The organism is Streptomyces sp. NPDC021093 (genome assembly GCF_044333135.1).
Classification (GTDB): Bacteria; Actinomycetota; Actinomycetes; order Streptomycetales; family Streptomycetaceae; genus Streptomyces.
In genome coordinates this window covers 75,856-102,076 of the sequence record NZ_JBIRQJ010000003.1, presented here as the reverse complement: position 1 = coordinate 102,076, position 26,221 = coordinate 75,856, and the positions used below count along the sequence as shown (strand labels likewise).

Genomic DNA, 26,221 nt, shown 5'->3' with positions numbered 1-26,221 from the left:
CTCGGCCCCTCGGTCTCTCCCCGGATTCAGTCGAGGTAGTCCGCAACCAGGTCCGCGAAGGCCTCCGGCGTTAGCACCTCGACGCCGTTCTCCGCCGCCTTGACCGCCTTCGAGCTGGGCCTGCCGCTCGCGGAAGGGGCGGCGACCAGGTGCGTCGTCCTGGAGTTGACGCTGCTGCCCGCCTTTCCGCCGGCCCGTTCGATCAGGGCGTTCATCTCGCTGCGGCCGAAGCCGTCGAGGCGGCCGGTCATCCTGCCCGTGACCACGACCACCTGGTCGGCGAGCGGGCCGTCGGACACCTTCTCCTCGGCGGGCTCGGTCATGTTGACGCCCGCGGCGATCAGCTTCTCGACGACCGGGGCGAGGTCGGCGAGTTGCTGCACGATGACCGGGGCCTTCTCCGGGCCGATGCCCTCGACCTCCTGCATCGCCTCGGCGTCTGCCGCCCGTACGGCCTCCATCGTGCCGAAGTGCCTGGCGATGCGGCGGGACATGGAGCGGCCGGTGCCGAGGATTCCGAGCGCGCAGAAGACCCGGTTCAGCGGGCGCTCCTTCGCCGCCGCGAGCTGCTCGACGAGCTTGGCGGCCCGCTTCTCGCTGCCGGACGCCACGGCGAGCTGCTCGTGCGTGAGGGTGAACAGGTCGGCGATGTCGGTCACTTCACCGGAGGCGACGAGCGCGTTGACGTACGTCGCGCCGAGACCGTCGATGTCGAGCATGTCGCGCCCCGCCGCGTACCCGATCAGGGCGGGCAGACGGCACGCCGCGCCCCGCACGCACCGCCACCGTTCCTGCGACTTGTCGATGCCGTCCCCGCAGTTGGGGCACTGCTCGGGGAACGCGACGGGCAGCGCGTCGGCCGGGCGGAGCTCCACGACCGCCGCCTGGATGCGCGGAATGATGTCGCCCGCCTTGTAGACGGTCACGGTGTCGCCCACGTGGAGGTCGCGGCGGCGGATGTCGGCCGGGTTGTGCAGGGTCGCGAACTCCACGGTGCTGCCGTCCACTTCGACCGGCCGCACCCGGGCGCGCGGGGCGACGACGCCGGTGCGTCCCACGTTCCACTCGACTTCGAGGAGAGTCGTCATCATCTCGGCCGCGGGCAGCTTGACCGCGACGGCCCAGTAAGGGAAGCGGGTGCCGAACCCGGCGATCTGCTGCTCCTTCGGGTCGTTGGCCTTGACCACCACCCCGTCGATGCCGTGCGGCAGACCGGCGCGCAGGGCGGCGATCTCGTCGACCCGCGCCTGCGCCTCGGCGAGCGTCGCGACGACGCGCAGCCCGGCCGGGGTGTGCAGGGTGGTCTGCACCCCTGCGGCGGCGACGCCCTCCAGGACCTCCGCGTGCGTGGCCGCCGGGCTGACGAACCCGACGCCGTCGAGGTCCACGGCGCCGTACGCCCAGAAGGTCATGGGCAGTCGGTACGGGCGGTTCTGGGCTCGGAGCGTGCCGGAGGTGCCGTTGCGCGGGTTGCTGAACACGCGCGCCCCGTGTGCGGTGCGCATCTCGTTGGCGGCCTCGAACTGGGCCTGGGTGAACAGCACTTCGCCCCGCACCTCGACCGTGACGGGGGAGGGCAGCTGCTCGGGCAGGCCTTCGATGGTGCCGATCACATGGCTGACGTCCTCGCCGTGGCTGCCGTCGCCGCGCGTGATGATCTGCACGAGCACGCCCTCGCGGTAGCGGGCCGCGACGGCCGCCCCGTCCAGCTTGGGCTCGACGGCGAACCCGCCGACGGCCGGCCGCCCGAGCCGTCGCTCCAGCGACGCGCCCCAGGCCACCAGCTCGTCCGGGGTGAAGACGTTGTCCAGGGACAACAGCCGCTGGGTGTGGGCGACGTCGCCCGCCGGAGCCGCCCCCGCACCGACCTTGCCGGTCGGCGAGTCGGGCGAGATCCGCTCGGGATGCTCCTGCTCCCAGGCGGCGACGGCCACCAGCAGCCGGTCGTAGGTGGTGTCGTCGAGGCTGCTGTCCCCGTCGCCGTAATAGGCCGCGGCCGATTCCCGGACGCGGCGCACCGCGTCCTCGTACTGGGCATGGCTGAACAGCGCCTCTCCGGCGCGAAGGATCGTCATGCGGTGAATCCTTGCGCATGGGTCTGACAATCGCCCTCCCGTGCGAAAGCGCCGGCCGTCGCGGCGAGGACGGCGGTTCGCGCCGCGCGGTCCGGCAGGTCAGGGTCGGGGACGGCGCGCAGCAGTACGAGGTGGTGGTAGAGCGGGGCGGTGGCGGTGACGAGGAGCGGGCGGGCTTCGGTGTGCGGCGGGAGTTCGCCGCGCCCGACGGCCCGGTGGACGGTGATCTCGCACTGCGCGTACCGGTTCTCCCAGAAGTCCCGCAGGGCGTCGGCGGCCTGTCCGGAGCGGAAGGAGGCGGCGATCAGGGCCGCGGTGACGGACCGCTGCTCGGTGAGGGCGGACTGGATCTCGTGGTTGAGCGCGGCCAGATCGCCGAACAGGCTGCCGGTGTCCGCGGGTTGCCAGCCGTCGTCGACGCCGACGTCCAGGACGTCGGCGAGCAGTCCGCCGACGTCCTGCCAGCGCCGGTAGACGGTGGTGCGGTGCACACCCGCCCGGTCCGCGACCGTGTCGACGGTGAGGGCGTCGTAGCCGTGCTCGACCAGCTCCGCGCGGACCGCGTCGAGCACTTGCGTACGGATGCGGGCGCTGCGGCCGCCCGGGCGGCGGGCGGGCGGGGCGACCGCCGGGACATCTTCTGCGGCCGCCGGGACGTCTCCTGCGGCCGCCGGGGCCCCTGCGGTCACCGGGACGTCTTCTGCGGTCGCCGGGATCTCTCTTGCGGATCGGGAAGGCACCATGGCATGATCTTAACGCAACTGCTGTCGCACTAACGGAGTCGTCAATGCTCTTCCGAAGCGTTCCCCCGACCTCGCGGTCCGTACTGCCCGTACCGGCCGCTCCGTCATCGAATGCTTTGGAGTCCCCGCATGCCCACGCAGATCGCCGCCCTGTCCGTCACGAAGTCCTTCAACGGCCGCACCGTCCTTGACGCGGTGACGTGCTCGCTCGCACCGGGCGAGCGCACCGGGATCGTCGGTGAGAACGGTTCCGGAAAGTCCACCCTGCTGCGCCTGTTCGCGGGCGTCGAGCGGCCCGACCAGGGCGAGGTCGTCGTCCGGGCGGAGGGCGGCATCGGCTACCTGGCACAGGACGAGCAGCTGCCGCCCCTGGCCACCGTCCAGGACGTCATCGACCGCTCCCTGGGCGAACTCCGCGGGATCGAGGGGCAGTTGCGCCAGCTGGAGGCGGTGATGGCCGACGGCTCCGGCGACAGCGCCACCATGGCCGCGTACGGGGACCTGCTCACGCTCTTCGAGCTGCGCGGCGGCTACGACGCGGACGCCCGCGTCGAACGCGCCCTGCACGGCCTCGGCCTCGGCCTGCTCGCCCGCGACCGCACCGCGGGCAGTCTCTCCGGCGGCGAGCAGGTCCGGCTGCGCCTCGCCGCACTCCTGGCCGCGGGTCCCGAGGTGCTGTTCCTCGACGAGCCGACCAACCACCTCGACGAGGACGCCCTGCACTGGCTGGAGGAACACCTCCGCACCCGGCGCGGCACCACCGTCGCGGTCTCCCACGACCGGGTCTTCCTGGAGCGGGTCTCGACCACCCTGCTGGAGGTGGACGGCGACCTGCACCGCGTCGTCCGCTACGGCAACGGCTACGCCGGCCACCTCGCCGAGAAGGCGGCGGCCCGGCAGCGCTGGGTCCAGGCGCACGCCCAGTGGCTGACCGACGTCGAAGGACTCCGCACGGCCGCCGCGACCACGGCACGACGGGTGGCGCCGGGCCGGGCGATGAAGGACGGCAACAAGATGGCGTACGACAGGGCCGGCGGCCGCGTGCAGCAGTCGGTGGCCGGCCGGATCCGCCAGGCGGAGGAACGCCTGCGCCGTCTCCTCGCCGAACCGGTCCCGACGCCGCCGGAACCCCTCCGCTTCACGCCCGTACTGCGCTCCGCCCGTCTGGAGGGCGCCGTCGTCGACGCCTCCGGCATCCGCGTCACCGGCCGTCTGGACCCCACCGACATCAAGGTCGCCGCGGGCGAACGGCTCCTGGTCACCGGGCCCAACGGAGCGGGCAAGAGCACCCTGCTCCGCGTCCTGGCAGGGGAGCTGGCCCCCGACGGCGGCGACCTCACCCGCACCGGCCGGATCGGGTACCTCCCCCAGGATCCCCGCTTCCCCCGGCCCGACGAACCGCTGCTCGCGGCGTTCGCCCGCGGCCGGTCAGGGCACCCCGCCGAGCACGCCGAACTCCTGCTCTCCCTCGGCCTGTTCACCTCCGAGCAGTTCTCGCTGCCGGTCGGCGGGCTCTCCACCGGGCAGCGTCAACGGCTCGCTCTGGCCCGTCTGGTCAGCACCCCGTCGGACGCGCTCCTCCTCGACGAACCCACCAACCACCTGTCCCCCGCCCTCGTCGAGGACCTGGAGACCGCGCTGGCCGGTTACGAGGGCGCCCTCGTGGTCATCAGCCACGACCGCAGGCTCCGACAGCGCTGGAACGGCGGCCACTTGACACTGGGCGCCCCTGTCAACGCCAAATAATGCGCTGGCGGGCCCGGCCCGCACGGACCAGGATGGAACACATGAGTGATCAATCCGAGCGTTGGAGCCAGGCGACCGTCCACCCCGACATGTGGGCGGACCCGGACGACGACCCCCGCGACAACGGCAGCAGCCCCGAGGGCGAACTCGCGACCCTCCTCGACTTCCTGTCGGGCTACCGCATGACCCTGCGGATGAAGTGCGAGGGCCTGGACGCCGAGCAGCTGGCCCGCCGTTCGGTGCCGCCGTCGACGATGTCGCTGCTCGGCCTGGTGCGCCACCTCGTCGAGGTGGAGCGGGACTGGCACAACTGGATCGACGACAGCGACCCGCTGCCGAAGCTGTACGGAAAGCGCGACGCGGACTTCGACGGCGCGGTGGGCGAACAGGCCGTGGTCGACGCCGCGTTCGCCGACCTGGAGCGCGAACAGGCCGCCACCGACGCCGCGTTGGCCCAGCACCAGGACCTGGGCGAGCGCCTGCCGAAGGACGGGACCACGGTCCGCGAACTGATGGTGCACCGGATCGAGGAGTACGCCCGGCACTGCGGGCACGCCGACCTGCTGCGCGAGTGCGTCGACGGCCGGGTGGGCCAGTAGCGGGAGGGCCGGGGGCGTGTGCGTCGTCCCCCGGCCCCTCGGAGGTCGTCCTCCGGCCCCTCGGAGGTCGTCCCCCCGACCCCTCGGGGTCGGGGCAGGATCACGTCGCCCCTCGGGTCAGGGCAGGATCACGTTGCGGTACTGGGCCTTGCTCATGCTCTGGAAGGCTTCCTCGGCCTGCTCCAGCGGGTAGGCCCGGGTCATCGGGCGGATGCCCTTGAGGGCGGCGAAGGCGAGGGCCTCCTCGGCGTCCTTCGCGTGCCCGCTGTACCAGCCGGTGACCTCGCGACGGCCGAAGATCAGCAGCTCGGGGTCGATGTCGAGGGGCTGGTGGTCGTTGGCGACGACGACGAGGCGGCCGTTGGGGCGCAGCCCCTGGACGAGGTCGCTCTGGGCGGGGCTGACGCCGACGGTGCTCAGGATGACAACGGCGCCGCCCAGAGCCGTGAGGGCCCGGCCCGCGCTGCCCCCGGTGGAGTCGATGTACTCGTCGGCGCCGAGCTCGCGGGACAGTTCCTCCTTGTCCCGGCCGCGGCTGACCGCGATCGTACGGAAGCCCATCTTGTCGGCGAACTGGACGCCGAGGTGGCCCAGGCCGCCGATGCCGTGGACGGCGACGGTGTCGCCCGGGCGGGCGCCGCTGTGGCGCAGCGCGTTGAACGTGGTCAGTCCCGCGCACATCAGCGGGGCCGCCGCCTCGAAGGAGAGCGCGTCGGGGATGCGGGCGAGGGCGTCCTGCGGGACCCGTACGTACTCGGCGTAGCCGCCGTCGTACGAGGCGCCGACGATCTCGCGGTCCACGCAGTTGACGAAGTCGCCCTGCCGGCAGTGGTCGCAGGTGGAGCAGGATCCGCCGTGCCAGCCGATGCCGACGCGGTCGCCGGTGCGCCAGGCGGTGACGCCTTCGCCGACCGCGTGGACCTCACCGGCGATCTCGTGTCCCGGCACGCGCGGCAGTGCGGTGCCCAGGGCGCCGTGGCGGGCGATGTTCTCGCCGCCGCACACGCCACAGGCCCGTACGCGCACCAGGACCTGGCCGGGGCCCGCCGTGGGTACGGGGATCTCGGCAAGCTCGAAGGGGGCGCCGGCGGTGACGGCCTGAACAGCGCGCATGGTGCTCATGAGGGGTTCCTTCCGGTACGGCCGCACCGCGGGGAGCGGGTGCGGCCTCTGTGGCTCGCCTCCACCTTCACCCCGGATCCGGGAACTGACCATGGGGCTCCTTACCGGGGGGACGGCATCCCCTGGTTCGCACCGGCGCGAGCGGCGACCATGGAGCCATGGACCTCGCAGAACTCGGTGCCTTCCTCAAGTCGCGGCGCGACCGCATCCGCCCCGGCGACGTCGGCCTGACCGCGGGCCCGCGCCGCCGGGTGCCGGGGCTGCGCCGGGAGGAGGTCGCCCACCTGGCCGGGGCCTCGGTCGACTACTACACCGAGCTGGAGCGCGGCGGCAGCGCCCGTCCCTCGGAGCAGATGCTCACCGCGCTGGCCAGGGCACTGCGGCTGACCAGCGACGAACGCGACCACCTGTTCCACCTCGCGGGCCACCCGTCCCCGCCCGCGCACGGTCCGCTGGGCCATGTCCACCCGGCGATGCTCGCGCTGTTCGACCGATTGGCGGACACCCCTGCGCGGATCATGACGGACCTGCACGAGCCCCTGACGCAGAACCGGCTCGCCACCGCGCTCCTCGGCCCGCTGCCCACCGTCCAGAACCGGCGGCCGGGCACCGACAGCCATGTGTACCTGTGGTTCACCCGACCCGACACCCGGGACCTCTACCCGGCCGAGGACCACGCCCGCCACTCCCGCGACTTCGTCTCCGACCTGCGTGCGGTCGCGGCCCGCCGCGACGACCCTGACGTCCACCGCATGGTCTCCGAACTGCGCACCCGCAGCGCGGAGTTCGCCGCCCTGTGGGAGGAGCGCGACGTCGCCCTGCGCCGGCACGCGACCAAACGGCTCGTCCACCCGGTGATCGGCGCGATCGAGCTGGACTGCCACAACCTGTTCAGCGAGGACGGCCGTCAGCGCCTGCTCTGGCTGTCCGCCCCGCCCGGCAGCCCCGCCGCCGACCGGCTGGCGCTGCTGGCCGTCATCGGGACCCAGGAACTCCCCACCGGAGAACGGCTCGTATAGGAACTCGTACAAGGACACGTACCCGCTGCCGGACCGGTCAGGATTCGAGAAGCGCGGGTCGCGGAGCCGGACCTAGCATGCTCGGCATGGACATCACGATTCACACGAGCTTCCTCCCGCACGACGACCCGGACGCGTCCGTGGCCTTCTACCGCGACACCCTCGGCTTCGAGGTCCGCAGCGACGTCGGCCAGGGAAAGATGCGCTGGATCACGGTCGGCCCGGTCGGCCAGCCCGGCACCTCCATCCTGCTGGCGCCGCCGGCCGCCGACCCCGGGATCACCGAGGACGAGCGCCGCACCATCACCGAGATGATGGCCAAGGGCACGTACGGCTGGATCCTGCTGGCCACCCACGACCTCGACGGTACGTTCGCGAAGGTGCGGGCCGGGGACGCCGAGGTCGTCCAGGAGCCGACCGAGCAGCCGTACGGCATCCGCGACTGCGCCTTCCGCGACCCGGCGGGCAACCTGGTCCGCATCCAAGAGCTCGGCTGAGCCGAGCGGGCCGAAGGGGGTTCTCTCATGTGTCACCCCGGGTGGGGACGCGCGCGCATCGAGGCACAGCGGCTGGACGACCTCCCCCGGCCGGTCCGTGCGGACGACCGGGCGGGCCGGGAGGCCGACCGCGAGATCGACCGGGGGATCAGCCGGGGGATCAGCTGGGGGATCGACCGGGGGATCAGCTGGGGGATCGACCGGGAGGATGCCCGGCCTCCCCTGCTTCTCGACCGGTTGCCTCTTGACCGATTCGCGCTGGAGGAGGCATGACGGGCGCGCCGCCGCGCGGGCCCGTGGAGAGGCTGCGGGTACGGCTCTGCCCCGGGCCGACCCGTGACGTCGTGCTCGTCGACGGCACCGTCGGGGGAATCACCCGGTGAGCTTGTGGACGGCGGTGTCGTCGGGGCCCAGCCGTCGCCCGTCCGCTGACAGCACTTCCAGCGCCCTGAGGTGCTGTCCCTGCCGGCGGTCGACCAGCTCCGAGTGGGGTTCGCCGGGGGCGAAGAAGTTCTGCTCGCCCCACTGCCGCAGCGCCACGATGACGGGGAAGAGCGCCTTGCCCTTCGGGGTCAGTACGTACTCGCGGTAGGCGCTGCCGTCCGATGCGGGCACGGATTCGAGGACACCGCCCGCGACCAGGGCCCGCAGCCGTGCGGTGAGGATGTTCTTCGCCACTCCGAGACTGCGCTGGAACTCCCCGAAGCGGCGGCTCCCGTCGAAGGCGTCCCGCACGATCAGCAGGGACCACCAGTCGCCGATCGCGTCCACCGACCGCGCGACCGGACAGTCGCTGTCGTCGAACCGCGTCCTTGTCACCATGTCGACCTCCACTCCCATGTTGGTTGCAACATGCTACCAAGACGGCTACCGTCCCTCACTGGTAGCAAGATGAAACCAAGTGCGGAGGGGTGCTGAATGACCGGCAGCAACTGTGAGGCGGCGGCGCCACGGGTCGGCGCGGCCCGGACAGGGGACGCGCAGACAGGAGACGCCCGGACGGGGGACGCGCCGACCGGGGACGTCCCGGCCGAGGACATCCCCGCCAGGGACGTCCCGGCCGAGGGTGGCGCGGCATTCGTCCTGTCGCGCGGCGTCGTCCTGCTGTTCGCCGTCGCCTGCGGAACCGCTGTGGCCAACGTCTACTTCGCCCAGCCGCTCCTCGCGACCATGGGCCACGACCTCGCCATGAGCCCGGCGCTCGTCGGCGGCGTCGTCACGCTCACGCACGTCGGATACGGACTGGGGCTCCTCTTCCTCGTACCGCTGGGCGACATGGTCGACCGCAGGCGGCTCGTCGTGGCCCAACTGCTGTTCCTGGTAGGGGCTTTGGTGGCGGTCGCCGTCGCCCCCACCGCGGCGGTCCTGCTCGCGAGCATGGCCGCGACGGGGCTCCTCGCGGTGGTCACGCAGACGCTGGTGGCCTTCGCCGCTTCGCTGGCCCCTGCCGCCCGGCGCGGCCGCGTCGTCGGACTGGTGACCAGCGGCGTGGTCATCGGGATCCTGCTCGCGCGCACCGTGTCCGGCCTCATGGCCGACCTCGCGGGCTGGCGCTCCGTCTACCTCGCGTCGGCGGTGCTCACCGCCCTGCTCGCCCTGGTCCTGCACCTGAGCGCTCCGCTGGATGTGCCGCGCGGTGGCGTTGCTCATCCGGGGCGTCGTCGTGGCCGGTCGCGCAGTTCCCCGCGCCCCTGTGGGGCGACGCTGACCTACGGACAGCTGCTGCGCTCCACGGTCACCCTGTTCGCGCGGGACCGCCTGCTGCGGATCCGGGCCCTGCTCGGCCTGCTGATCTTCGCCGCGTTCAGCACCCTGTGGAGCAGCGTCGCGCTGCCGCTCAGCGAGGCACCGTACTTCCTGTCCCACACCGAGATCGGGGCGCTGGGGCTGGTCGGGGCCATGGGCGCCCTGGCCGCCGCCGCGGCGGGCCGGCTGAACGACCGCGGGCTCTCCGGACGTACCACCGGCACCGCCCTGGCGCTGCTCGCCGCCTCGTGGCTGCCCCTGGCCCTCACCCGCGTCTCGCTCTGGGCGCTGGTCGTCGGCGTGCTCCTGCTCGACCTCGCCGTGCAGGCGGTGCACGTCACGAACCAGACCCTGATCCACGCGCGGCACCCGGAGGCGGGCAGCCGGCTGATCGGCGGCTACATGGTCTTCTACTCGATCGGCAGCGCCACCGGCGCTCTCGCCGCGACCTCCCTCTACGCGGCGGCAGGCTGGGGCGCCGTATGCGTGCTGGGCGCCGTCATCAGCTGCCTCGCGTTCGCGCTGTGGGCGCTCACGCGGCACAGCGTCCCGGACCCGGCGCACCACTCCTGACCGGGCACTTAGGATCAAGGGATGACTTCCGCACATCCGACCCTGTCCGAGATCCTTGAGGGCGCCGGTCCCGGCGACGGCCCCGGCGACGGCTCCGACCACACCGACGGCCCCGACCACGCGGCCCTGCTCGCCGCCGTCGTCGCCGACGGCGTGATCATCGCGGTGGACGAGGCCGGGTCCGTCGTCTTCATCCACGGCCAGGACGGAAAGCCCTGGCTGCCCGCCTTCGCCGACGAGGCCACCTGCGCCCGCGACATCGTGCACGGCCGGCCGTTCCTGTGCGACGCGGCCCGGCTGCTCGACATCGCGGCCCGTACCGGAGTCAGGACGATGACGGTCGCCTCCGCGACGCAGTGTGCGACGGTGCCGATCGCGCTGGTGGGCAGGGCGGCCGGCCGGCGCTCCTAGCGCGGGACCTGCCCCGGCGGCCACCCTCTGCGATCACCCCCGGGACCGTCACCCGCTTGGCGTACGCACAGTGTCGCCGCGCACCACCCCGTGTGATGAATGGAGCACTGCCTGCCATCAGTTCGTCCCGCGGAGGGCCTCCCCCATGCGCACCGTTCGAGAGTCTGTGCTGGACGTCCTCCGGGCCCGCGGGATGACCACCCTGTTCGGCAATCCCGGGTCCACCGAGCTGCCGATGCTCAAGGAGTTCCCGGAGGACTTCCGGTACGTGCTCGGGCTCCAGGAGGCCGTGGTCGTCGGCATGGCCGACGGGTTCGCCCTCGCCTCCGGCACCACCGCCCTGGTGAACCTGCACACAGGCCCCGGCACCGGCAACGCGATGGGCGCCATCCTCAACGCCCGTGCCAACCGCACCCCCATGGTCGTCACCGCGGGCCAGCAGGTCCGCGCGATGCTCACCATGGAGGCCCTCCTCACCAACCCCCAGCCCACCCACCTCCCGCTGCCCGCCGTGAAGTGGGCCTACGAGCCGCCGCGCCCCGCCGATGTGGCGCCCGCGCTGGCCCGGGGCGTCCAGATCGCCGAGACCCCGGCGCAGGGGCCGGTGTTCCTGTCGCTGCCGATGGACGACTTCGACGCCGAGGTCGACGAGGAGACGGACCGGGCGGCGGCCAGGACCGCGGCCCGTACGGTCCTGCACGCCGCCGCTCCCGGCGAGGAGGCGGTACGACGCCTCGCAGACCGGCTGGCGTCCGCGCGCGGTGCCGTCCTGATCGTCGGCAACGACGTCGACGCGTCCGGCGCCTGGGACGACGTCGTCGCACTGGCCGAGCGGACCGGGCTGCCGGTGTGGTCGGCGCCCACCGAGGGCCGGGTGTCGTTCCCGAAGTCGCACCCGCAGTACCGGGGCGTGCTGCCGCCCGCGATCGCACCGCTCGCCGACTGTCTGGCGGGCCACGACCTGGTGTTCGTGATCGGCGCCCCGGTGTTCTGCTACTACCCCTACATTCCCGGCAGTTACCTGCCCGAGGGCGCCGAGCTCGTCCAGCTCACCCGGGACGCGGAGGAAGCGGCCCGCGCCCCCGTCGGGGACGCCGTGGTCGCCGACCTCGCGCTGACGGCACGGGCCCTGCTCGCCCATCTCCCGGGACGTGACACCCGGGGAGCCGCGCAGCCCGAGCCGCGGCAGAAGGCCGCCCCCGCCGTGGCCGTGGACGGGGACCTCAGCCCGCTCGCGGCGATGACCGCCATCGCCGCGGGCGCCCCCGCGAACACCCTGTGGGTCAACGAATCCCCTTCCAACCTGGGGCAGTTCCACGAGGCGACCCGGATCAGCACCCCCGGCTCCTTCCTGTTCACCGCGGGCGGCGGTCTCGGCTTCGGGCTCGCCGCCGCGGTCGGGGCGCAGCTGGGCGCGCCGGAGCGGCCCGTGGTCTGCGTGATCGGCGACGGGTCGACCCACTACGCCGTGCAGGCGCTGTGGACGGCCGCCACCTACAAGGTGCCGGTCACCTTCGTCGTCCTGAGCAACCAGCGGTACGCGATCCTCCAGTGGTTCGCCCGGCTGGAGCAGGCGCAGGGGGCGCCGGGTCTGGACATCCCCGGTCTGGACATCGTGTCGATCGCCGCCGGGTACGGCGTCCGCTCCCACCAGGCGTCCGGCGCCGACGAACTCACCAAGCTCGTACGGGACGCGGCGCTCCAGCAGGAGGGTCCGGTGCTCATCGACGTACCGGTCGGCACCGAACTGCCCGCACTGTAGGGCGAGTTGACACCGCCACGAACATCACCCACCGAAAAGCCGTCCCGTCCCGGAAGGCCGTCATGACCCTCACCACCGGCTCCGCCCCGCTGCTCACCCGGCTCGCCGCCGTGCTCCCCGCCGATGCGCTGCTCACCGATCCCGCCGAACTCGCCTCCCACTCAAGGGATTCCGCCCCCTTCTCGGAGTGCGGGACGCCCGCGGTGGTCGCCGTCCCCCGGACCGCCGAGCAGGTGGCGGAGCTGATGACGGTGGCGTACGAGATGGGGGTGCCGGTCGTTCCGCAGGGGGCCAGGACCGGTCTTGCGGGTGCGGCGAACGCGATCGACGGGTGCATCGTGCTGTCCACCGCAGCGATGGACCAGATCCTGGAGATCGACCCGGCCAACCGCCTCGTACGCTGCGAGCCGGGCGTCACCACCCGGGGGCTCGCCGACGCCGTCGCCGAGCACGGGCTGTGCTATCCGCCCGACCCCGCGTCCTGGGAGCGCTGCACCATCGGCGGCAACATAGCCACCGGCGCGGGCGGCATCTGCTGTGTGAAGTACGGGGTGACCGCCGACTACGTCCTGGGCCTCGATCTCGTCCTGCCCGACGGGCGGCGCATGCGGACCGGCCGGGACACCGTCAAGGGCGTCGCCGGATACGACCTCACCCGTCTGATCGTGGGCTCCGAGGGCACGCTCGCCGTCGTCGTCGGCGCGACCCTGGCCCTGCGGCCGGCCAGGCCGCCCGCGCTGTCGCTGCTGGCCCAGTTCCCGAGCCTGACGGCCGCAGGGGACGCGGTGGCCGCGATCACCGCGGCTGGTCACGCCCCGTCCGCGCTCGAACTGCTCGACCGGGCGACCTCGGACGCGGTCGTGGCGTACGGGCACCCGCTGCTGCGGGCGGGCAGCGCCGCCACGCTGATCGTCGAGTGCGACACGGCCGACCCGGTCGCCGACCTGGCCGCGATCGCCGGCCTCTGCAAGGAGTCGGGCGCCGACAACGTCGACGCCGCCGCCACCCCCGAGGAGGCCCGGCAGATCATCGAGGCCCGGCGGCTGGTCAGCCCCGCGCTCGGTGCGGCGGCCGCGAAGCGGGGTGGCGCGATCACCGCGTTCATCGAGGACGTGGCGGTGCCCCGCTCCCAACTCGCCCGGTTCGTCGGCCTGATCGAGGGCATCGCGGAGCACCACCGGCTGACGATCTTCACGCTGGGGCACGCCGGGGACGGCAATCTGCACCCCACGGTCGTCTTCGACGAGTCCGACCCGGACGAGCACCGGCGGGCCAGGACCGCGTACGACGACATCATGGCCGCCGGTCTCGCCCTGGGCGGCACGAGCACCGGCGAACACGGCATCGGCACGCTCAAGCGGGACTGGCTGGAGCGTGAACTCGGCCCGGTCTCCCTGGAGTTGCAGCGCGGACTCAAGCGCCTCTTCGACCCGAAGAACCTGCTCAACCCCGGAAAGGTCGTCACCGCATGACCACACTCCCCACCGCCGCACCGCACACCACAGGGCAGGGCGGGGCCGCACCGGCGCCGCCGGTCCGTGCGGGGCGCGCCGAGACGGCCCGCTTCGTCGCGACCCACACCCTGCCCGCTTTCGTACGGGGGCTGGCGAGCGTGCGCCACCCGGTGGTCTCCCTGTACGCGAAGGTCAACCAGAGCTCCTGGTCGAACGCCACGCTGCGGGCGATGAAGCGCAAACACGGCGGGGCGCCCGTCCTGGTGCGCGGACTCTCCGGCGACATGCTCGTGCTCTTCGAGCAGAGCGACATCCGGCGGTTCTTCGAGGAGCCGGTGATGACCCTCGCCATGGACCCGCCCGACAAGTACGACGCCCTGAGCGTGTTCGAGCCGAACGGGGTCATCTGCTCGCGCGGCGCCCGCCGCGAGGAGCGCCGGGACCTCAACGACGAGGTCCTCGCATGGCACGAGCCGGTCCACCCGGACTGTACGGACTACCTGCGCATCGTCGCGGAGGAGAGCCGGGCGCTCACCGCGTCCGGCACGCTCGGCTCCGCCGCCGTAGTGGCGGCCGCGAGCCGGCTCTCCCGGCGGATCGTGCTCGGCGACCGGGCCGCCGACGACGGGGAACTCGCCGGCTGGCTGGGGCTGCTGCGCCGCCGCAGCAACTGGATGGGGAAGGCCAGACCCCGCGAGAGCAAGGCGTTGTACGCCAAGGTGGAGGCCCGCGTCGCCGAGTACGCGGCGACCGCGCCCGCCCACACCTTGGTCGCCCGCGCACTGGCCGCACCCTCCCCCGAGGGCACCGACCCGCTCGGACAGACCCACCACTGGCTGCTCGCCGTCGATGCCGGCGTCGGGGGCATCATCGCCCGCACCCTGCTGCTGCTCGCCGCGCACCCGGCCGAGCAGGAGGCGGCGTACGACGACGCACTGACGGGCGGGCCGGTGTTCCCCCGGCTGCGGGCCTGTGTGCAGGAGACCGTACGGCTGTACCCGGTGGTCCCCGACCTCGTCCGGGTCACCCGTGAGGAGACCGAGTGGCGCGGGGTGCGGCAGCCCGCCGGAACCGCCGTCCTGGTGCCGATCGGTTTCCACCAGCGCGACCCCGAAGCGGTGCCCGGTGCCCAACTCTTCGTACCGGCACGGTGGTTGAAGCCGGACGCGGACCGGGACACCACGATGGCGCCGTTCGGCCAGGGGCCGGGACGCTGTCCCGGCGACCAGCTGGGGCTGCTGCTCGGCTCCGCGCTCTGCGCCGAAGTGCTGCGCGGTCACCGCCTCACCGGCGGACACCCCGTCCTCGACACCGGGCGGCCGCTGCCCGGAGTCCTGGACACCGGCAGGATCCGGCTGCGGCTCACCCCGCGCTGAACCGTTCGCCCCGCGCACCCCGACCCCACCGGGAAGAGCCCCCGCCATGTCCGACTTCATGCACGATCCACTCTCCGATCCCCTCGCCGGTCCGCACGGCACCGCCGTCGCCCCCGACTCCGAGCCCGACATCGACTCGCTGCACCACGTGTGCCGCGAGCTCGCCGAAGCCGCCGACGCGGTCCGGGAGGCGAGCCGGTACGCCTCGCACGTCGCCCTCGGCCCCCGGCTGCCGCTGACCGCGCTCGGCTCCCGCCGCACCCGGGCCGCCCAGCGCTCCCTGCTGCGCACCCTCCTGGACCCGAAGGGTCTCGGCTGGGGCCCGCAGGGGCGCACCCCGCTCGCCGGGACGCTGTGGCTGGCCGGAGTGCTGACCAGCCGGGAGAACCTGGCCGTCAGCCTCGCTGTCGCGGGCCTCAAGGCCCGCATCAGGGCCGCCGCCGTGCGCCACCCTGAGCTGCTCGACCACCCGGCCACCTCGAAGGTGCTCAAGGCCATCGAGGAGGACCGGCAGGTCGAGGCGTTCCGTACGTTCAAGGCGCTGCTGCACACGGAGGGCGCCGAGTACGCGCTCGCGCTGCTCGCGCCGTCGTTCGCGGACATCATCGCCTGGAACGCGCTCACCGACGAGAACCCGTACAACGACAACGCGGGCTGGCAGGTCGCCACAGGCCGTGCCCTGACCTCGGACTACCTGGTGGGTGCGAACGGCCGCATCTGGGACTTCCTGGACCGGGGGAAGGGCCGCGCCGAACCGCACACCCCGGACCCGGAGCTCGTCGAGTCGCTCGACACGTCGGGCACCCTCGTCGGCTACATCACCAACATCGGGCTCATCGGCACCGCCGGGCTCCTCCTCGTCCAGCGGGTCATCGGCCCGGACGGGGTGCAGCGGTACGTCGTCCAGTTCGCCGGCATGGCCCGCACGCTGGGTGCGGAGAGCCCGCAGGACCTGCTCGGCGCCATCGACTCGGTGGCGGGCGCCGACACCGCGTACAGCAGGGCCGTCCGCAAGGCGCTGCGCCAGGTGATCCCCTCGGGGGCCGAGGTCGCGCTGGTCGGGCACAGCCAGGGCGGGGTCACCGCGATGAACCTGGCCGGGCACCCCGATGTCAACGCCCTGTACACGGTCACGCACGTCGTCGCGATCGGCTCCCCGATCGACCAGAAGCGGCCCGCCGATCCGCGGACGAAGGTGTTCTCGCTGGTCAACGAGCACGACATCGTGCCGAGCCTGGAGGGGCGCTCGGCGGTCTCGCCGTACCCGCTGGGCCCGGAGTTCACCGAGTACACCTGGACCGACGACACCCACGCCTTCCCGCTGTGCCACGCCGCCGAGCGGTACGCGCACAACCTCGCGCACGACGTCCCCGAGGCGAGCGCGCACGTCGACGCCGAACTCGCCGCCTACCGCGGCCGGGTGACCGGAACCCGCTTCTTCACCCTCCACGACCGCTGAGGATTCCCGATGTCCGACACCGCAAGGCAGCGCACCGACCGACGCGCCGACCAGCCCGCCGACGCCGCGTCAGGCCCCGCGTCGCACCCCGACGCATCAGGCCCCGCGTCGCACCCCGACGCCGGTTCCCGCCCCGCGTCCGCCGCACACCCCGACGCCGCCCCGGCTCCCGCCCGCACCGAACCGCCCGAGCCCTTCGGCCCGCCCGGTGCGGTCGAGCGCGTCGAGTCCGCCGTCTTCGCCCGGATCAACCGGACCCGCGACTGGTGGGAGCTGCCCACGCTGCTCGGCGTCGCCAACCTCAAGGTGCTCCGCTCCGACCTGCGCCGCCACAACCTCCACGACACGTACGGCGCGGGCGGCGAGCGTCCCCGGCGGCCCACCGCGGAGCTGGCCCCGTACCGGAGCTACGACGGTTCCGGGTACGACCCGTACGACGAGGACATGGGCCGGGTCGGCACCCGGCTCGACCGGAACGCCCCGCTCGACCTGGTCTTTCCCGACCCGGACGAGGAGCTGATGCGGCCGAGCCCGCGCGAGGTGAGCAGGCAGCTGCTCGCCCGCCGGGAGTTCCTGCCCGCGACGTCGCTCAATCTGCTGGCCGCCGCCTGGATCCAGTTCCAGAACCACGGCTGGGCGAACCACGGCGACAACGAGCAGGCCGAGCCGTTCACCGTGCCGCTGGCCGCCGACGACGACTGGGCGCACTGCCCGATGCGGGTCAACCGCACCCGCCCCGACCCCGTCGCCCACACGTCCCCCGAGTCTCCGCCGACGTACGAGAACACCGTCACGCACTGGTGGGACGGTTCGCAGATCTACGGTTCGACCGAGGAGCGCTGCCGCTCGCTGCGCACCGGCGAGCGCGGTCGACTACGGGTCGAGGAAGGACGGTTGCCCGCCGACTCGCGCCCCGGCCTGGACTGCCTGGACGCGACCGGCTTCAACAGCGACTACTGGACGGGGCTCTCGCTCTTGCACACCCTCTTCGCCAAGGAGCACAACTCCATCTGCGACCTGATCGCCGCCCAGCACCCCACCTGGGACGACGAGCGCCTCTTCCACACCGCGCGGCTGGTCAACACCGCCCTCATGGCGAAGATCCACACCGTCGAGTGGACGCCCGGCATCCTGGACACCCCGGTCGTCCGGCGGGCCATGAACGCCAACTGGTACGGGCTGCTGCCGCGTTGGGTGACCCGCCGCTTCGGCCCCTTCGGCGGCGAGGCCCTCAGCGGCTGTCTCGGCTCGCGCACCGCGCACCACGCCGCGCCGTTCTCCATGACGGAGGAGTTCGTCTCGGCGTACCGGCTGCACCCGCTGATCCCCGACGAGCTGACGATCCGCGACCACCGGCGGGGAAAGACCCGGGAGTTGATCGGATTCGACGACATGCAGGGCGCCACCACGCGCTCCGCCATCGACGCGTACGGCACGAGCGACCTGCTCTACTCCTTCGGCACCGCACACCCCGGCGCCCTGGTCCTGCACAACCACCCCGACGCGCTGCGCAACCTCAGCCGTCTCTCCGGCGAGCGCATCGACCTCGGTACGGTGGACATCCTGCGCGACCGAGAACGCGGCATCCCCCGCTACAACGCCTACCGGCAGATGCTCCGCAAGCGCCCGGTCTCCTCGTTCGACGAGCTCACCGGCGGGCACGCCGAAGACACCGCGCTGCTGCGGGAGTTGTACGAGAACAGGCTCGACCGGGTGGACACGCTGGTCGGCAACCTCGCCGAGCCGCGCCCGCCGGGCTTCGGCTTCAGCGACAGCCTCTTCCGGATCTTCATCCTGATGGCCAGCCGCCGGCTGAAGAGCGACCGCTTCTTCACCACCGACTACCGGCCGGAGATCTACACGGCGGAGGGCCTGGAGTGGGTCGACCGCAACTCCATGGTCACCGTACTGCTGCGCCACCACCCCGAGTTGGGCCCTGCGCTCGCCGGGACGACCAATGCGTTCGCCCCCTGGGAGGGACGGCCGTGAACCGTTCCATGACCCACTCCGCGAACCAGTACCCCACCACCGCCCCCGCCCGCCCCGGCCCCGCCCTGGGTCTGCGCATCCACGCGGGCAGCCTGCGCGACCACGCCGACCGGCTGCGGGCGGCCGCCGCGGGCCTCGACTGGGAGGGCCCGCAGGCGGACGCCTTCCGCGCCCGCCTGCACCACCTCGCCGCCCGCTGCGCCACGGCCGCCGACGGACTGGCCGGGTCGGCGGCCCGGCTGGACGACGGTGCGGGAAGCAGCTGAAGGCACCCGTCAGGCCGTCGCCTTCCGGACGGCCGCGAGGAGTTCCTCCACATCGTCGAAGTCCAGGGGGACGATGGGGAGTTTGGCGAGCTGACTGAGCCTCATGTCGGCGATCATCCGGTGGCGGGGACTGCCCTCCTTCGGGTACGCGTCGCGCATGGTCTCCCGTACCCGCACCAGGAGACGTTCGACGGCCGGGCCGCCGACCGGGTGCGCCCGCCACTCGCCGACGGTCGAGTCAGCGTCCGGGGCCTCGACGTACGGGTCGCCCTCGATCGTGACCGTCGTGGTCAGCCGGATGTCCCGGCTGGAGGCGCCGACGTCGACGCGGTATTCCAGCCCTTCGACGAGCCAGGCGCCGACGCCGATGTCGAAGTGCGCGAGGTCGGCACGGTCGATCCGCAGGGTGAGGTCGCGGGTCTCGGCCGGGGCCAGGGATATCGCGGCGAACGCCCGCAACTCCCTTACAGCACGCCGCACTTGGGACCCTGGAGCACCCACGTACACCTGCACCACCTCGTGCCCGGCGCGCGGGCCCGTGTTCGTCACCGCCACGGAGACGTCGAACCCGGTGTCGTCCCGGGTCACCCGCAGGTCCGCGTACGTGAAGGTGGTGTAGGACAGCCCGTGCCCGAAGGGGTAGGAGACCGCCAGGTCGCGGGCGTCGTAGTGGCGGTAGCCGACGAAGAGCCCCTCGCCGTAGCGCGCGTGGCCCCGCTCCCCGGGCCAGTCGGCGTGGGCGGGGGTGTCGGCGAGGCGCAGCGGTACGGTCTCGGTCAGCCGCCCCGACGGGTTGGCGCGGCCGAGCAGCAGGTCGGCGGTGGCGGAGCCGCCCGCCTGGCCGGACAGCCAGCCCTCCAGGACGGCCGGGACGTCGTCGATCCAGCCGGACAGACGGACGACGCCGCCGTTGGCGAGGACCACGACCGTGTTCGGGTTGACGGCCGTCACAGCGGCGAGCAACTCGGTCTGCTCCAGCGGGAGTTCGATGTGGTCGCGGTCGTATCCCTCGGACTCGTGGCTCGGCGGGAGGCCGAGGAAGAGGACGGCCACGTCGGCTGCGCGGGCGGCGCGTACGGCCTCCTCGCGCAGACCGTCCACATCACCGTCCGGGTCGTCGACGGGGAAGCCGGGCGCGAAGTCGACCGTCGCGTCGGGCGCGGCGGCGGTGAGGGCGGTCGTGAGGGCGGTGAGCGCGTCGTCGAGCCGGGTCGGGGTGACGCGGGAGCTGCCCGCGCCCTGGTAGCGGGGCGTACGGGCGAACTCGCCGAGCACCGCGATACGGCTGCCCGGGGTGGGGTTCAGCGGGAGCAGCCCGCCCTCGTTCTTGAGGAGTACGGCACCGCGCACGGCGGCCTCGCGGGCCAGCGCGTGGTGCTCGTCGACGTCGAAGGAGGCATCGAAGGCAACGTCGAAGGAGGCGTCTTCAGTCCCCTGCGCGGTGGCTCTGCGCGCGAGTTCCACGATGCGCGCGGCGCTGCGGTCCAGCACCTTCTCATCGAGTTCGCCGGAGCCGATCGCCGCGACGACCCGGGCGGGTCCCTGCCCCGAGGAGGACGGCATCTCCAGATCGAGCCCGGCGGAGAGCGCGCGGGCCCGGTCGATGACGGCGCCCCAGTCGGAGACGACCACGCCCTCGTACCCCCACTCGCCGCGCAGCAGATCGGTGAGCAGCCAGTGGTTCTCGGAGGAGTGGACCCCGTTGACGCGGTTGTACGCGCACATGACGGTCCACGGCCGGGCCTCCGTCACCACCCGGCGGAAGGCGGGGAGGTAGATCTCGCGCAGGGTGCGGGCGTCGATGTCGGCGCTGACCGACATGCGTCCGGCTTCCTGGTTGTTCGCGGCGAAATGCTTGAGTGAGGCGCCGACGCCCTGGGACTGGACGCCGTTCACCCAGGCGGTGCCCAGGATGCCGCTGAGCAGCGGGTCCTCGGAGAAGTACTCGAAGTTGCGGCCGCACAGGGGGCTGCGCTTGATGTTGACGCCGGGGCCGAGGAGTACGTGCACGCCGTGGGCGAGCGACTCGCGGCCCAGCGCCCGGCCGACGCGTTCGGCGAGTTCGGTGTCCCAGCTGCTCGCGAGGGTGACGGCAGGCGGGAAGCAGGTCGCCGGGGTGCTGTCGTTGATGCCGAGGTGGTCGGCGCGGTCCTCGTTCTGGAGGCGCAGCCCGTGGGGTCCGTCGGAGAGCCGGATGCCGGGGACGCCGACGTGCGGGAGGGCTTCGGTGGTCCACCAGGTCGCACCGGTGGCCAGTGCGGCCTTCTCTTCGAGGCTCAACCGGGCCACGGTCTCCTCGGGGGTTTCACTGGTCGCCTTCGGGTCGGTCACGGTGTGCTCCTTGCGTGTGCGGTAATCGAGGGTTGTGGTCAGCGGACGCTTCGGACCCGCAGGACCGCGAACCGCGCCCAGCACCCCGAAGGCCGTCGCAGCGGAGAACAGGGCCTGGTAGCCGCCCAGTCCGAGGACCAGGGCCGCCGCGACGGCCGGCGCGAGGGCCTGCGGCAGGGCGGCGGCGATATTGACGACGCCGAGGTCGCGGGCGAAGGACTCCTGGGAGGGCAGTACTTGGGAGATGAGGGCGGTGTCCACGCCCTGGAAGCAGCCTAAGCCGACGCCCACCAGGAAGGCCATCACGAGCATCCCGGTCATCGTGGGCACAGCCACCGGGATGAGCATGGCGCAGCCGATGAGGGCTGCCGAGGCGACGACGAAGGGCTTTCGTCTGCCGAGCCGGTCCGACAGCGGGCCGCAGACGAGCGTGGCCGGCAGTATCCCGGCGACCCCGGCCGCGGCGAGGGCGGGCACCTTGCCGATGGCCGCGTCCCCGAGACCGATGTAGTCCTGCAGGATGTAGAGCTTTTGACATGCTCCTCGGGCTGGAGCCCGAGGATTCTGGCCTTCCCCCGCCTGCTACTGTGCCGTTTCGCAACACGGTGGTGGGTGGGGGATTCCGTGGCTTCCTGGTTCATCGCGTCGTGCCGAGACCTAGGGTCCCTGGTCTTACCGTCGCTCCGCAGGCGTTTAGGGTCTCCTGTGCTGTCCCTCGGCGACCTTAAGTGCGTGAAGTCGTTCGCCCTCTTGGAGGGTGTTGTCGGCGGCGTTGGTGTCTCTGTCATGCACGGTCCCGCACCCCGGGCAGGTCCAGGTGCGGACCCTGAGGGATTTGGGCCCGTCGATACGGTGACAGACCGAGCAGCGCTGCGAGGACGGGAACGTCCGCCCGACCCGCTGGAAGATCCTGCCGTACCGGGCTGCTTTGTATTCGAGCATGCTCAGGAAGCTTGACCAGCCCGCGTCGTGAATGGACTTGGCGAGACGGCCGCGCGCCATGCCCCTCACGTTGAGCGTCTCGACATAGACCGCTTGGTGTTCGCGGACCAGCCGGGAGGACAGCTCATGGTGAAAGTGGTGGCGGGCATCGGCGACCCTGGCGTGCTGGCGGGCCAGCGCCCGCCGGGACTTCTCCTTGTTCTTCGAGCCCTTCTGCTTGCGGGAATGCCGCCGTTGGAGTTTCTTGAGCTTCTTCTCCGCTCGGCGCAGGAACCTCGGGGAAGCGATCTTCTCGCCGCTGGACAGGACCGCGAAGTGGGTGAGGCCCATGTCGAGGCCGGTCTCGTGGCCCGTGACGTCCTCGACGGGCCAGCGGGCGGCGTCGGTATCCGGGTCGGTCTCGACGACGAAAGACACGAAGAACCTTCCGGCCGAGTCCTTGACCACAGTGACCGTGGACGGGACAGCGGGCAGCGGGCGAGACCAGCGGACCTTCAGATCACCGATCTTCGGCAGGAGCAGCCGCCCCGTTTCGGTGATCTTCCAACGGGCGTTGGCGGTGAAGCGGACCGACTGCCGCCGGTCCTTGCGGGACTTGAAAGCGGGCGCCCCGACCGGCGGGCCCTTCCGCTTGCCGCCGCGTGAGTCGAAGAACGCACGGTAGGCGGACTCCAGGTCCCGCAACGACTGCTGCAGCACCACCGAGGACACCTCCCCCAGCCAAGAACGCCCTTCCCGCTTCTTGCCCTGGGTCAGGACGGTCTTGGCCAGGTCCCCGGCAGCGATCCACGGCTCCTTCGCCGCATACGCCGCCCTCCGCAGCGCGAGCGCGTCGTTGAACACCACACGCGCACAGCCGAACGTCCGCGCCAGCAACACCTGCTGGGCGGGGGTGGGTTCGAGCCGGAAGGAGTACCGCAACTGCATAACAGGGGAGCTTAGACACCCGCACCCCGCCCAACGCGGAGACCCCGCCCCGCCATCCGATGTGGTGAACTCACGTAACCTTCCCGGCCGTTCCTCGTCTCGCCTGGCTGCGTTCCAGTGGCTGAGCGACCCGACCATCGACATGGCGGACCACGTACGCCGCGTGTGGCGGATGCTCACGGCGTGATCGCTAGCCCGCAACCGTCCTGAATCCGCAGTTCCCGCTGCTGGAGGCAGGCGTGTTGGCCGAGCGGGCGGCCACCCGGTAGCGGTGGCAGTAGGAGTGGTGGCACAGGTAGGACCCGCCGCGCATCACCCGGCGCTCGCCCCTCCGGGGCCCCTGCGGGTCGGCCGTGGGCGCGTGTGTGTAGTAGTCCGGGGCGAACCAGTCCGCGCACCACTCCCAGACGTTCCCCGCGACTTCGTACAGGCCGAAGCCGTTGGGCGGGTACGTACGCACCGGTGCGGTGGCGAGCCAGCCGTCGGCGCCGGTGTTCTCGTGCGGGAAGCGGCCCTGCCAGATGTTGCACAACCACCGGTCGTCCGGGGTCAGTTCGTCGCCCCAGGCGAAGCGGCGCCCTTCGAGGCCGCCGCGGGCCGCGTACTCCCACTCGGCCTCCGTCGGCAGGCGCCGGCCCGCCCACGCGCAGTAGGCCATGGCGTCGTCCCAGGCCACGTGCACCACGGGGTGGTCGGGCTCGGCGTCGGACAGCGGGCCGTGCGGGTGGCGCCAGTCGGCTCCCCGTACCTCCAGCCACCACGGGACAGCCGGATCGACGGCCGCGATGTCGGCCCGTTCGGCGGCGACCGCGAGGTGGAAGACCGCCGAACTCCCCTCCCGCTCGGCCACCGTCAGGTGCCCGCTGTCCTCGGCGAAGGTCCGGAACATCGCGACGGTGACGGTCGTGACGTCGATGGCGAACGGGGCGAGCCGCACCGTGTGCACAGGTTGTTCACCGTCCGCCGGATATCCCTCGCCGAACGCGTCCCCCATCTCGAACTCCCCTCCCTCCAGCGGCACTTGAGCATGTACGGGCGGTGTCGCGGCCGTCGCGGGAAGCGGGCAGGGGGCGCCCGTCCGAGGAACGGATGCGCAGCAATCCATTGACGTCTCCATGCGGCGAGTATATGAATTCGCACATAGGTGAGAACGCACATAGGGAGTCGACTGCGTGAAGTTCGAGAACGTCCTGCTGGGTCTGCTGGCACGCCGCCCGTACAGCGGCTACGACCTGCGCAAGTGGCTGGAGACCGAGGGACAGTTCGTGTGGGCCAAGGCCCACCACAGCCAGATCTACCGGAAGCTCGCCCAGATGGAGTCCGACGGCTGGGTGCGGCACGAGGTCGACTCCCGCGAGGGCCGCCCCGACGCCAAGGTGTACCGGCTCACCGAGCGCGGGCACGACGTGCTCCTTGAGTGGGTGCGTTCGCCGTACGAGCCGACGAGCCGCCTCCAGGAGACCGACTTCACGGCCCGGCTCAGCATGGCGGCACCGCTCGACAGGGACGTGGCGATCGAGCTGGTCCGCACCGAACTCGCCTACCGGCGCGCCCAGATCGCCAAGAACCGCCACCGGGACCGCTCCCTGCACTACGAGGACCCGGTGCCGGGCTTCGACCAGGAGATCGACCGGTACGTCCACGACTCGCTGCACCTGCTCGGGGCGGGCGCGATGGACCACTGGGTCGCCTGGCTGGAGAGGACCCTGCTCCGGCTGACGCACGGAACAGACCGCAGCGACTGACGCACCCGAGCGACTGACGCACAGAATCGAGACGGCACCATGACCGAGCTCAGCAAGAGCTCCGGGCACCCGGCGACGGGCGCCCCCGTGAACGGCGTACAAGTCAAGGGCCGCTACCGCCAACTCACCCTGCTCGGCGGCACCATGCTGGTCGACAGCACCGAGGCCAGTCTGGTCAGCAGCCTGTTCCCGCTCATCCGGCAGTCCCTCGGCGTCTCGCTCGGCGCGCTGGGAATCCTCACCGCGGCCAGCAAGATCGTGGGTGTCTTCACCGGGCCGTTCTGGGTGTGGGCGGCGCAGCGCTGGTCGCGCAAGAGCGTGCTCGTCGTGGCCACCGGGCTGTGGGGCGCCTGGGGCATCGCCGCGGGCTTCGCACAGAACTTCACCCAACTCCTGGTGCTCTACACGATCTTGGCGGCGGGCTATGCCGCCGCGGCCCCGATCATCACCGAGATCGTCGGCGATCTCTTCTCCAGCTCTTCCCGTGGCCGCGCTGTCGGCGTCCTGTACGGGACGGTTTCGCTGGTCAGCGCGGTGATCGGACCGCTCAAAGGGCAACTCGCGGGCGTGGACGAGGGCTGGCGCTGGGGCCTGTGGGGCATCGGCACGTTCAATGTCCTGCTCGGCTTCGCCCTGCTGATCTGGTTCCACGACCCGGGCCGGGGAGCGGCCGAACAGCAGCTCGCCGACCTCGACCGGACCACCCGCGAGGCCCACTCGAAACTCACCCGGGACAAGGTGTTCTCACTGCTCAAGATCCGCAGTCTGAACATCCTCCTCGTCTCACGGCTACTGTCCGGGCACCTCCTGGTGATCACGTACGGCGTGGTTTTCCTGGTGGACGTGCAGGGCTTCAGCACCCAGAAGGCGTCGCTCGTCCTCTTCCCCTTCGGCGTCGGATACTTCCTCGGCACCCTCCTGGGCGGCGGTGCCCTCGACCGGATCTCCCGGCACAGTCCGAGCGTCGGGCCGGTCGCGCTTCTCCAGGCGGCCCAGTTCGCCTTCGCCCTCGTCGCGTTCTTCAGCTCCCAGTTCAGTTACGACAGCATCCTCGTGTACGGCGTCCTCTTCGCCGTGCTCGGTACGACGCAGGGCGTCAATCCGAGCATCAACCGGCCGATGGTCATGGCCATCACTCCACCCGAACTGCGCGGTGCGGCCTTCGTGCTGTACGGCTCCATCGCCGAGGCGATCGCCTGGGCGGGCTTCAGCCTCGGGGCAGGTTTCCTCGCCGACGCCCTCGGACTCCAGGTCGTCTTCCTCTGGGTCCTGGTCGTCCTGATGCTGGTGAACGGCCTCTTCCTCACGCTGCTCTACCGCCCGTACGCCGCCGACACGGCCCGCGTACAGCGGGAACTGGACGCCCGCCGCAGGGACGCCCTGGCCTCCCCCCAAACCTGACATCCCCCATTCCCCATTCCTGACATCAGAAGAGAGAA

22 protein-coding genes are annotated in these 26,221 nt (G+C 72.0%); 15 read left to right on the top strand and 7 right to left on the bottom strand.

Going from position 1 to position 26,221, the window contains the following annotated elements:
• Nucleotides 1-26: 26 nt before the first annotated feature.
• Together ligA and ACH4SP_RS09480 are read right to left on the bottom strand one after the other, a co-directional pair.
• Nucleotides 27-2,075, bottom strand: a complete 2,049-nt coding sequence (gene ligA, locus ACH4SP_RS09485; protein WP_398412262.1) for an NAD-dependent DNA ligase LigA — start codon at nt 2,073-2,075, stop codon at nt 27-29.
• Nucleotides 2,072-2,818, bottom strand: coding sequence for a TetR/AcrR family transcriptional regulator (locus ACH4SP_RS09480; protein ID WP_398412260.1), 747 nt, complete (start codon nt 2,816-2,818; stop codon nt 2,072-2,074). The genes ligA and ACH4SP_RS09480 overlap by 4 nt, the downstream gene beginning before the upstream one ends.
• Before the next feature lie 129 nt (nt 2,819-2,947).
• Here ACH4SP_RS09480 and ACH4SP_RS09475 point away from each other — a divergent pair, with 129 nt between their 5' ends.
• Both ACH4SP_RS09475 and ACH4SP_RS09470 read left to right on the top strand, forming a co-directional pair.
• Nucleotides 2,948-4,564, top strand: coding sequence for an ABC-F family ATP-binding cassette domain-containing protein (locus ACH4SP_RS09475; protein ID WP_398412258.1), 1,617 nt, complete (start codon nt 2,948-2,950; stop codon nt 4,562-4,564).
• Nucleotides 4,565-4,596: 32 nt separating this feature from the next.
• Nucleotides 4,597-5,163: a DinB family protein gene (locus ACH4SP_RS09470; protein WP_398412256.1), complete on the top strand. Its 567-nt coding sequence runs from the start codon at nt 4,597-4,599 to the stop codon at nt 5,161-5,163.
• 117 nt (nt 5,164-5,280) lie between these two features.
• Here the strand turns inward: ACH4SP_RS09470 and ACH4SP_RS09465 are convergent, their stop codons facing one another.
• A complete protein-coding gene (locus ACH4SP_RS09465) occupies nt 5,281-6,285 on the bottom strand; it encodes an alcohol dehydrogenase catalytic domain-containing protein (RefSeq protein WP_398412254.1) in 1,005 nt (334 codons plus the stop codon).
• A gap of 158 nt (nt 6,286-6,443) precedes the next feature.
• On the opposite strand from ACH4SP_RS09465, the gene ACH4SP_RS09460 reads away from it, so the two are divergent.
• The 3 genes from ACH4SP_RS09460 to ACH4SP_RS09450 all read left to right on the top strand — a co-directional run bounded on the left by ACH4SP_RS09460 (nt 6,444) and on the right by ACH4SP_RS09450 (nt 8,074).
• Nucleotides 6,444-7,304 (top strand): helix-turn-helix transcriptional regulator, encoded by an 861-nt coding sequence (locus ACH4SP_RS09460; RefSeq protein WP_398412252.1) that lies wholly within the window; start codon nt 6,444-6,446, stop codon nt 7,302-7,304.
• 86 nt (nt 7,305-7,390) lie between these two features.
• Nucleotides 7,391-7,801: a VOC family protein gene (locus tag ACH4SP_RS09455; RefSeq protein ID WP_398412250.1), complete on the top strand. Its 411-nt coding sequence runs from the start codon at nt 7,391-7,393 to the stop codon at nt 7,799-7,801.
• Nucleotides 7,802-7,828: 27 nt separating this feature from the next.
• Nucleotides 7,829-8,074, top strand: a complete 246-nt coding sequence (locus ACH4SP_RS09450; RefSeq protein ID WP_398412248.1) for a hypothetical protein — start codon at nt 7,829-7,831, stop codon at nt 8,072-8,074.
• Between the two features lie 99 nt (nt 8,075-8,173).
• On the opposite strand, the gene ACH4SP_RS09445 is transcribed toward ACH4SP_RS09450, so the two are convergent.
• The gene (locus ACH4SP_RS09445) at nt 8,174-8,623 is read right to left on the bottom strand and encodes a winged helix-turn-helix transcriptional regulator (RefSeq protein WP_398412247.1); all 450 of its coding nucleotides are present in this window, start codon (nt 8,621-8,623) and stop codon (nt 8,174-8,176) included.
• A 96-nt stretch (nt 8,624-8,719) separates the two neighbouring features.
• On the opposite strand from ACH4SP_RS09445, the gene ACH4SP_RS09440 reads away from it, so the two are divergent.
• The 8 genes from ACH4SP_RS09440 (at nt 8,720) to ACH4SP_RS09405 (ending at nt 18,837) form a co-directional block, all read left to right on the top strand.
• Nucleotides 8,720-10,120: an MFS transporter gene (locus tag ACH4SP_RS09440; protein WP_398412245.1), complete on the top strand. Its 1,401-nt coding sequence runs from the start codon at nt 8,720-8,722 to the stop codon at nt 10,118-10,120.
• A 21-nt stretch (nt 10,121-10,141) separates the two neighbouring features.
• Entirely contained in the window at nt 10,142-10,531 is a 390-nt protein-coding gene (locus ACH4SP_RS09435) for a hypothetical protein (protein WP_398412242.1), read from the top strand.
• 145 nt (nt 10,532-10,676) lie between these two features.
• Entirely contained in the window at nt 10,677-12,293 is a 1,617-nt protein-coding gene (gene mdlC / locus ACH4SP_RS09430; protein ID WP_398412241.1) for a benzoylformate decarboxylase, read from the top strand.
• A gap of 62 nt (nt 12,294-12,355) precedes the next feature.
• On the top strand, nt 12,356-13,765 hold the full coding sequence (locus ACH4SP_RS09425; protein ID WP_398412239.1) for an FAD-binding oxidoreductase: 1,410 nt from the start codon (nt 12,356-12,358) through the stop codon (nt 13,763-13,765).
• Nucleotides 13,762-15,123 (top strand): cytochrome P450, encoded by a 1,362-nt coding sequence (locus ACH4SP_RS09420; RefSeq protein ID WP_398412237.1) that lies wholly within the window; start codon nt 13,762-13,764, stop codon nt 15,121-15,123. The genes ACH4SP_RS09425 and ACH4SP_RS09420 overlap by 4 nt, the downstream gene beginning before the upstream one ends.
• Nucleotides 15,124-15,169: 46 nt before the next feature.
• Nucleotides 15,170-16,582 carry a hypothetical protein gene (locus ACH4SP_RS09415; RefSeq protein ID WP_398412234.1) on the top strand — a complete coding sequence of 471 codons (1,413 nt, stop codon included), beginning with the start codon at nt 15,170-15,172 and terminating at the stop codon, nt 16,580-16,582.
• Nucleotides 16,583-16,591: 9 nt separating this feature from the next.
• Nucleotides 16,592-18,571 (top strand): peroxidase family protein, encoded by a 1,980-nt coding sequence (locus ACH4SP_RS09410; protein ID WP_398412231.1) that lies wholly within the window; start codon nt 16,592-16,594, stop codon nt 18,569-18,571.
• Nucleotides 18,568-18,837, top strand: coding sequence for a hypothetical protein (locus ACH4SP_RS09405; protein WP_398412229.1), 270 nt, complete (start codon nt 18,568-18,570; stop codon nt 18,835-18,837). The genes ACH4SP_RS09410 and ACH4SP_RS09405 overlap by 4 nt, the downstream gene beginning before the upstream one ends.
• 9 nt (nt 18,838-18,846) lie before the next feature.
• Here the strand turns inward: ACH4SP_RS09405 and ACH4SP_RS09400 are convergent, their stop codons facing one another.
• The 3 genes from ACH4SP_RS09400 to ACH4SP_RS09390 form a co-directional block, all read right to left on the bottom strand.
• Nucleotides 18,847-21,675, bottom strand: a complete 2,829-nt coding sequence (locus tag ACH4SP_RS09400; protein ID WP_398413500.1) for an MFS transporter — start codon at nt 21,673-21,675, stop codon at nt 18,847-18,849.
• Nucleotides 21,676-21,861: 186 nt separating this feature from the next.
• Entirely contained in the window at nt 21,862-23,037 is a 1,176-nt protein-coding gene (locus ACH4SP_RS09395; RefSeq protein WP_398412227.1) for an RNA-guided endonuclease InsQ/TnpB family protein, read from the bottom strand.
• A 190-nt stretch (nt 23,038-23,227) separates the two neighbouring features.
• A complete protein-coding gene (locus ACH4SP_RS09390) occupies nt 23,228-24,154 on the bottom strand; it encodes a formylglycine-generating enzyme family protein (protein ID WP_398412225.1) in 927 nt (308 codons plus the stop codon).
• 55 nt (nt 24,155-24,209) lie between these two features.
• Between ACH4SP_RS09390 and ACH4SP_RS09385 the strand changes: the two genes are divergently transcribed.
• Both ACH4SP_RS09385 and ACH4SP_RS09380 read left to right on the top strand, forming a co-directional pair.
• Entirely contained in the window at nt 24,210-24,782 is a 573-nt protein-coding gene (locus ACH4SP_RS09385) for a PadR family transcriptional regulator (protein WP_398412223.1), read from the top strand.
• Between the two features lie 39 nt (nt 24,783-24,821).
• Nucleotides 24,822-26,183, top strand: coding sequence for an MFS transporter (locus ACH4SP_RS09380; RefSeq protein WP_398412221.1), 1,362 nt, complete (start codon nt 24,822-24,824; stop codon nt 26,181-26,183).
• Nucleotides 26,184-26,221: the final 38 nt, after the last annotated feature.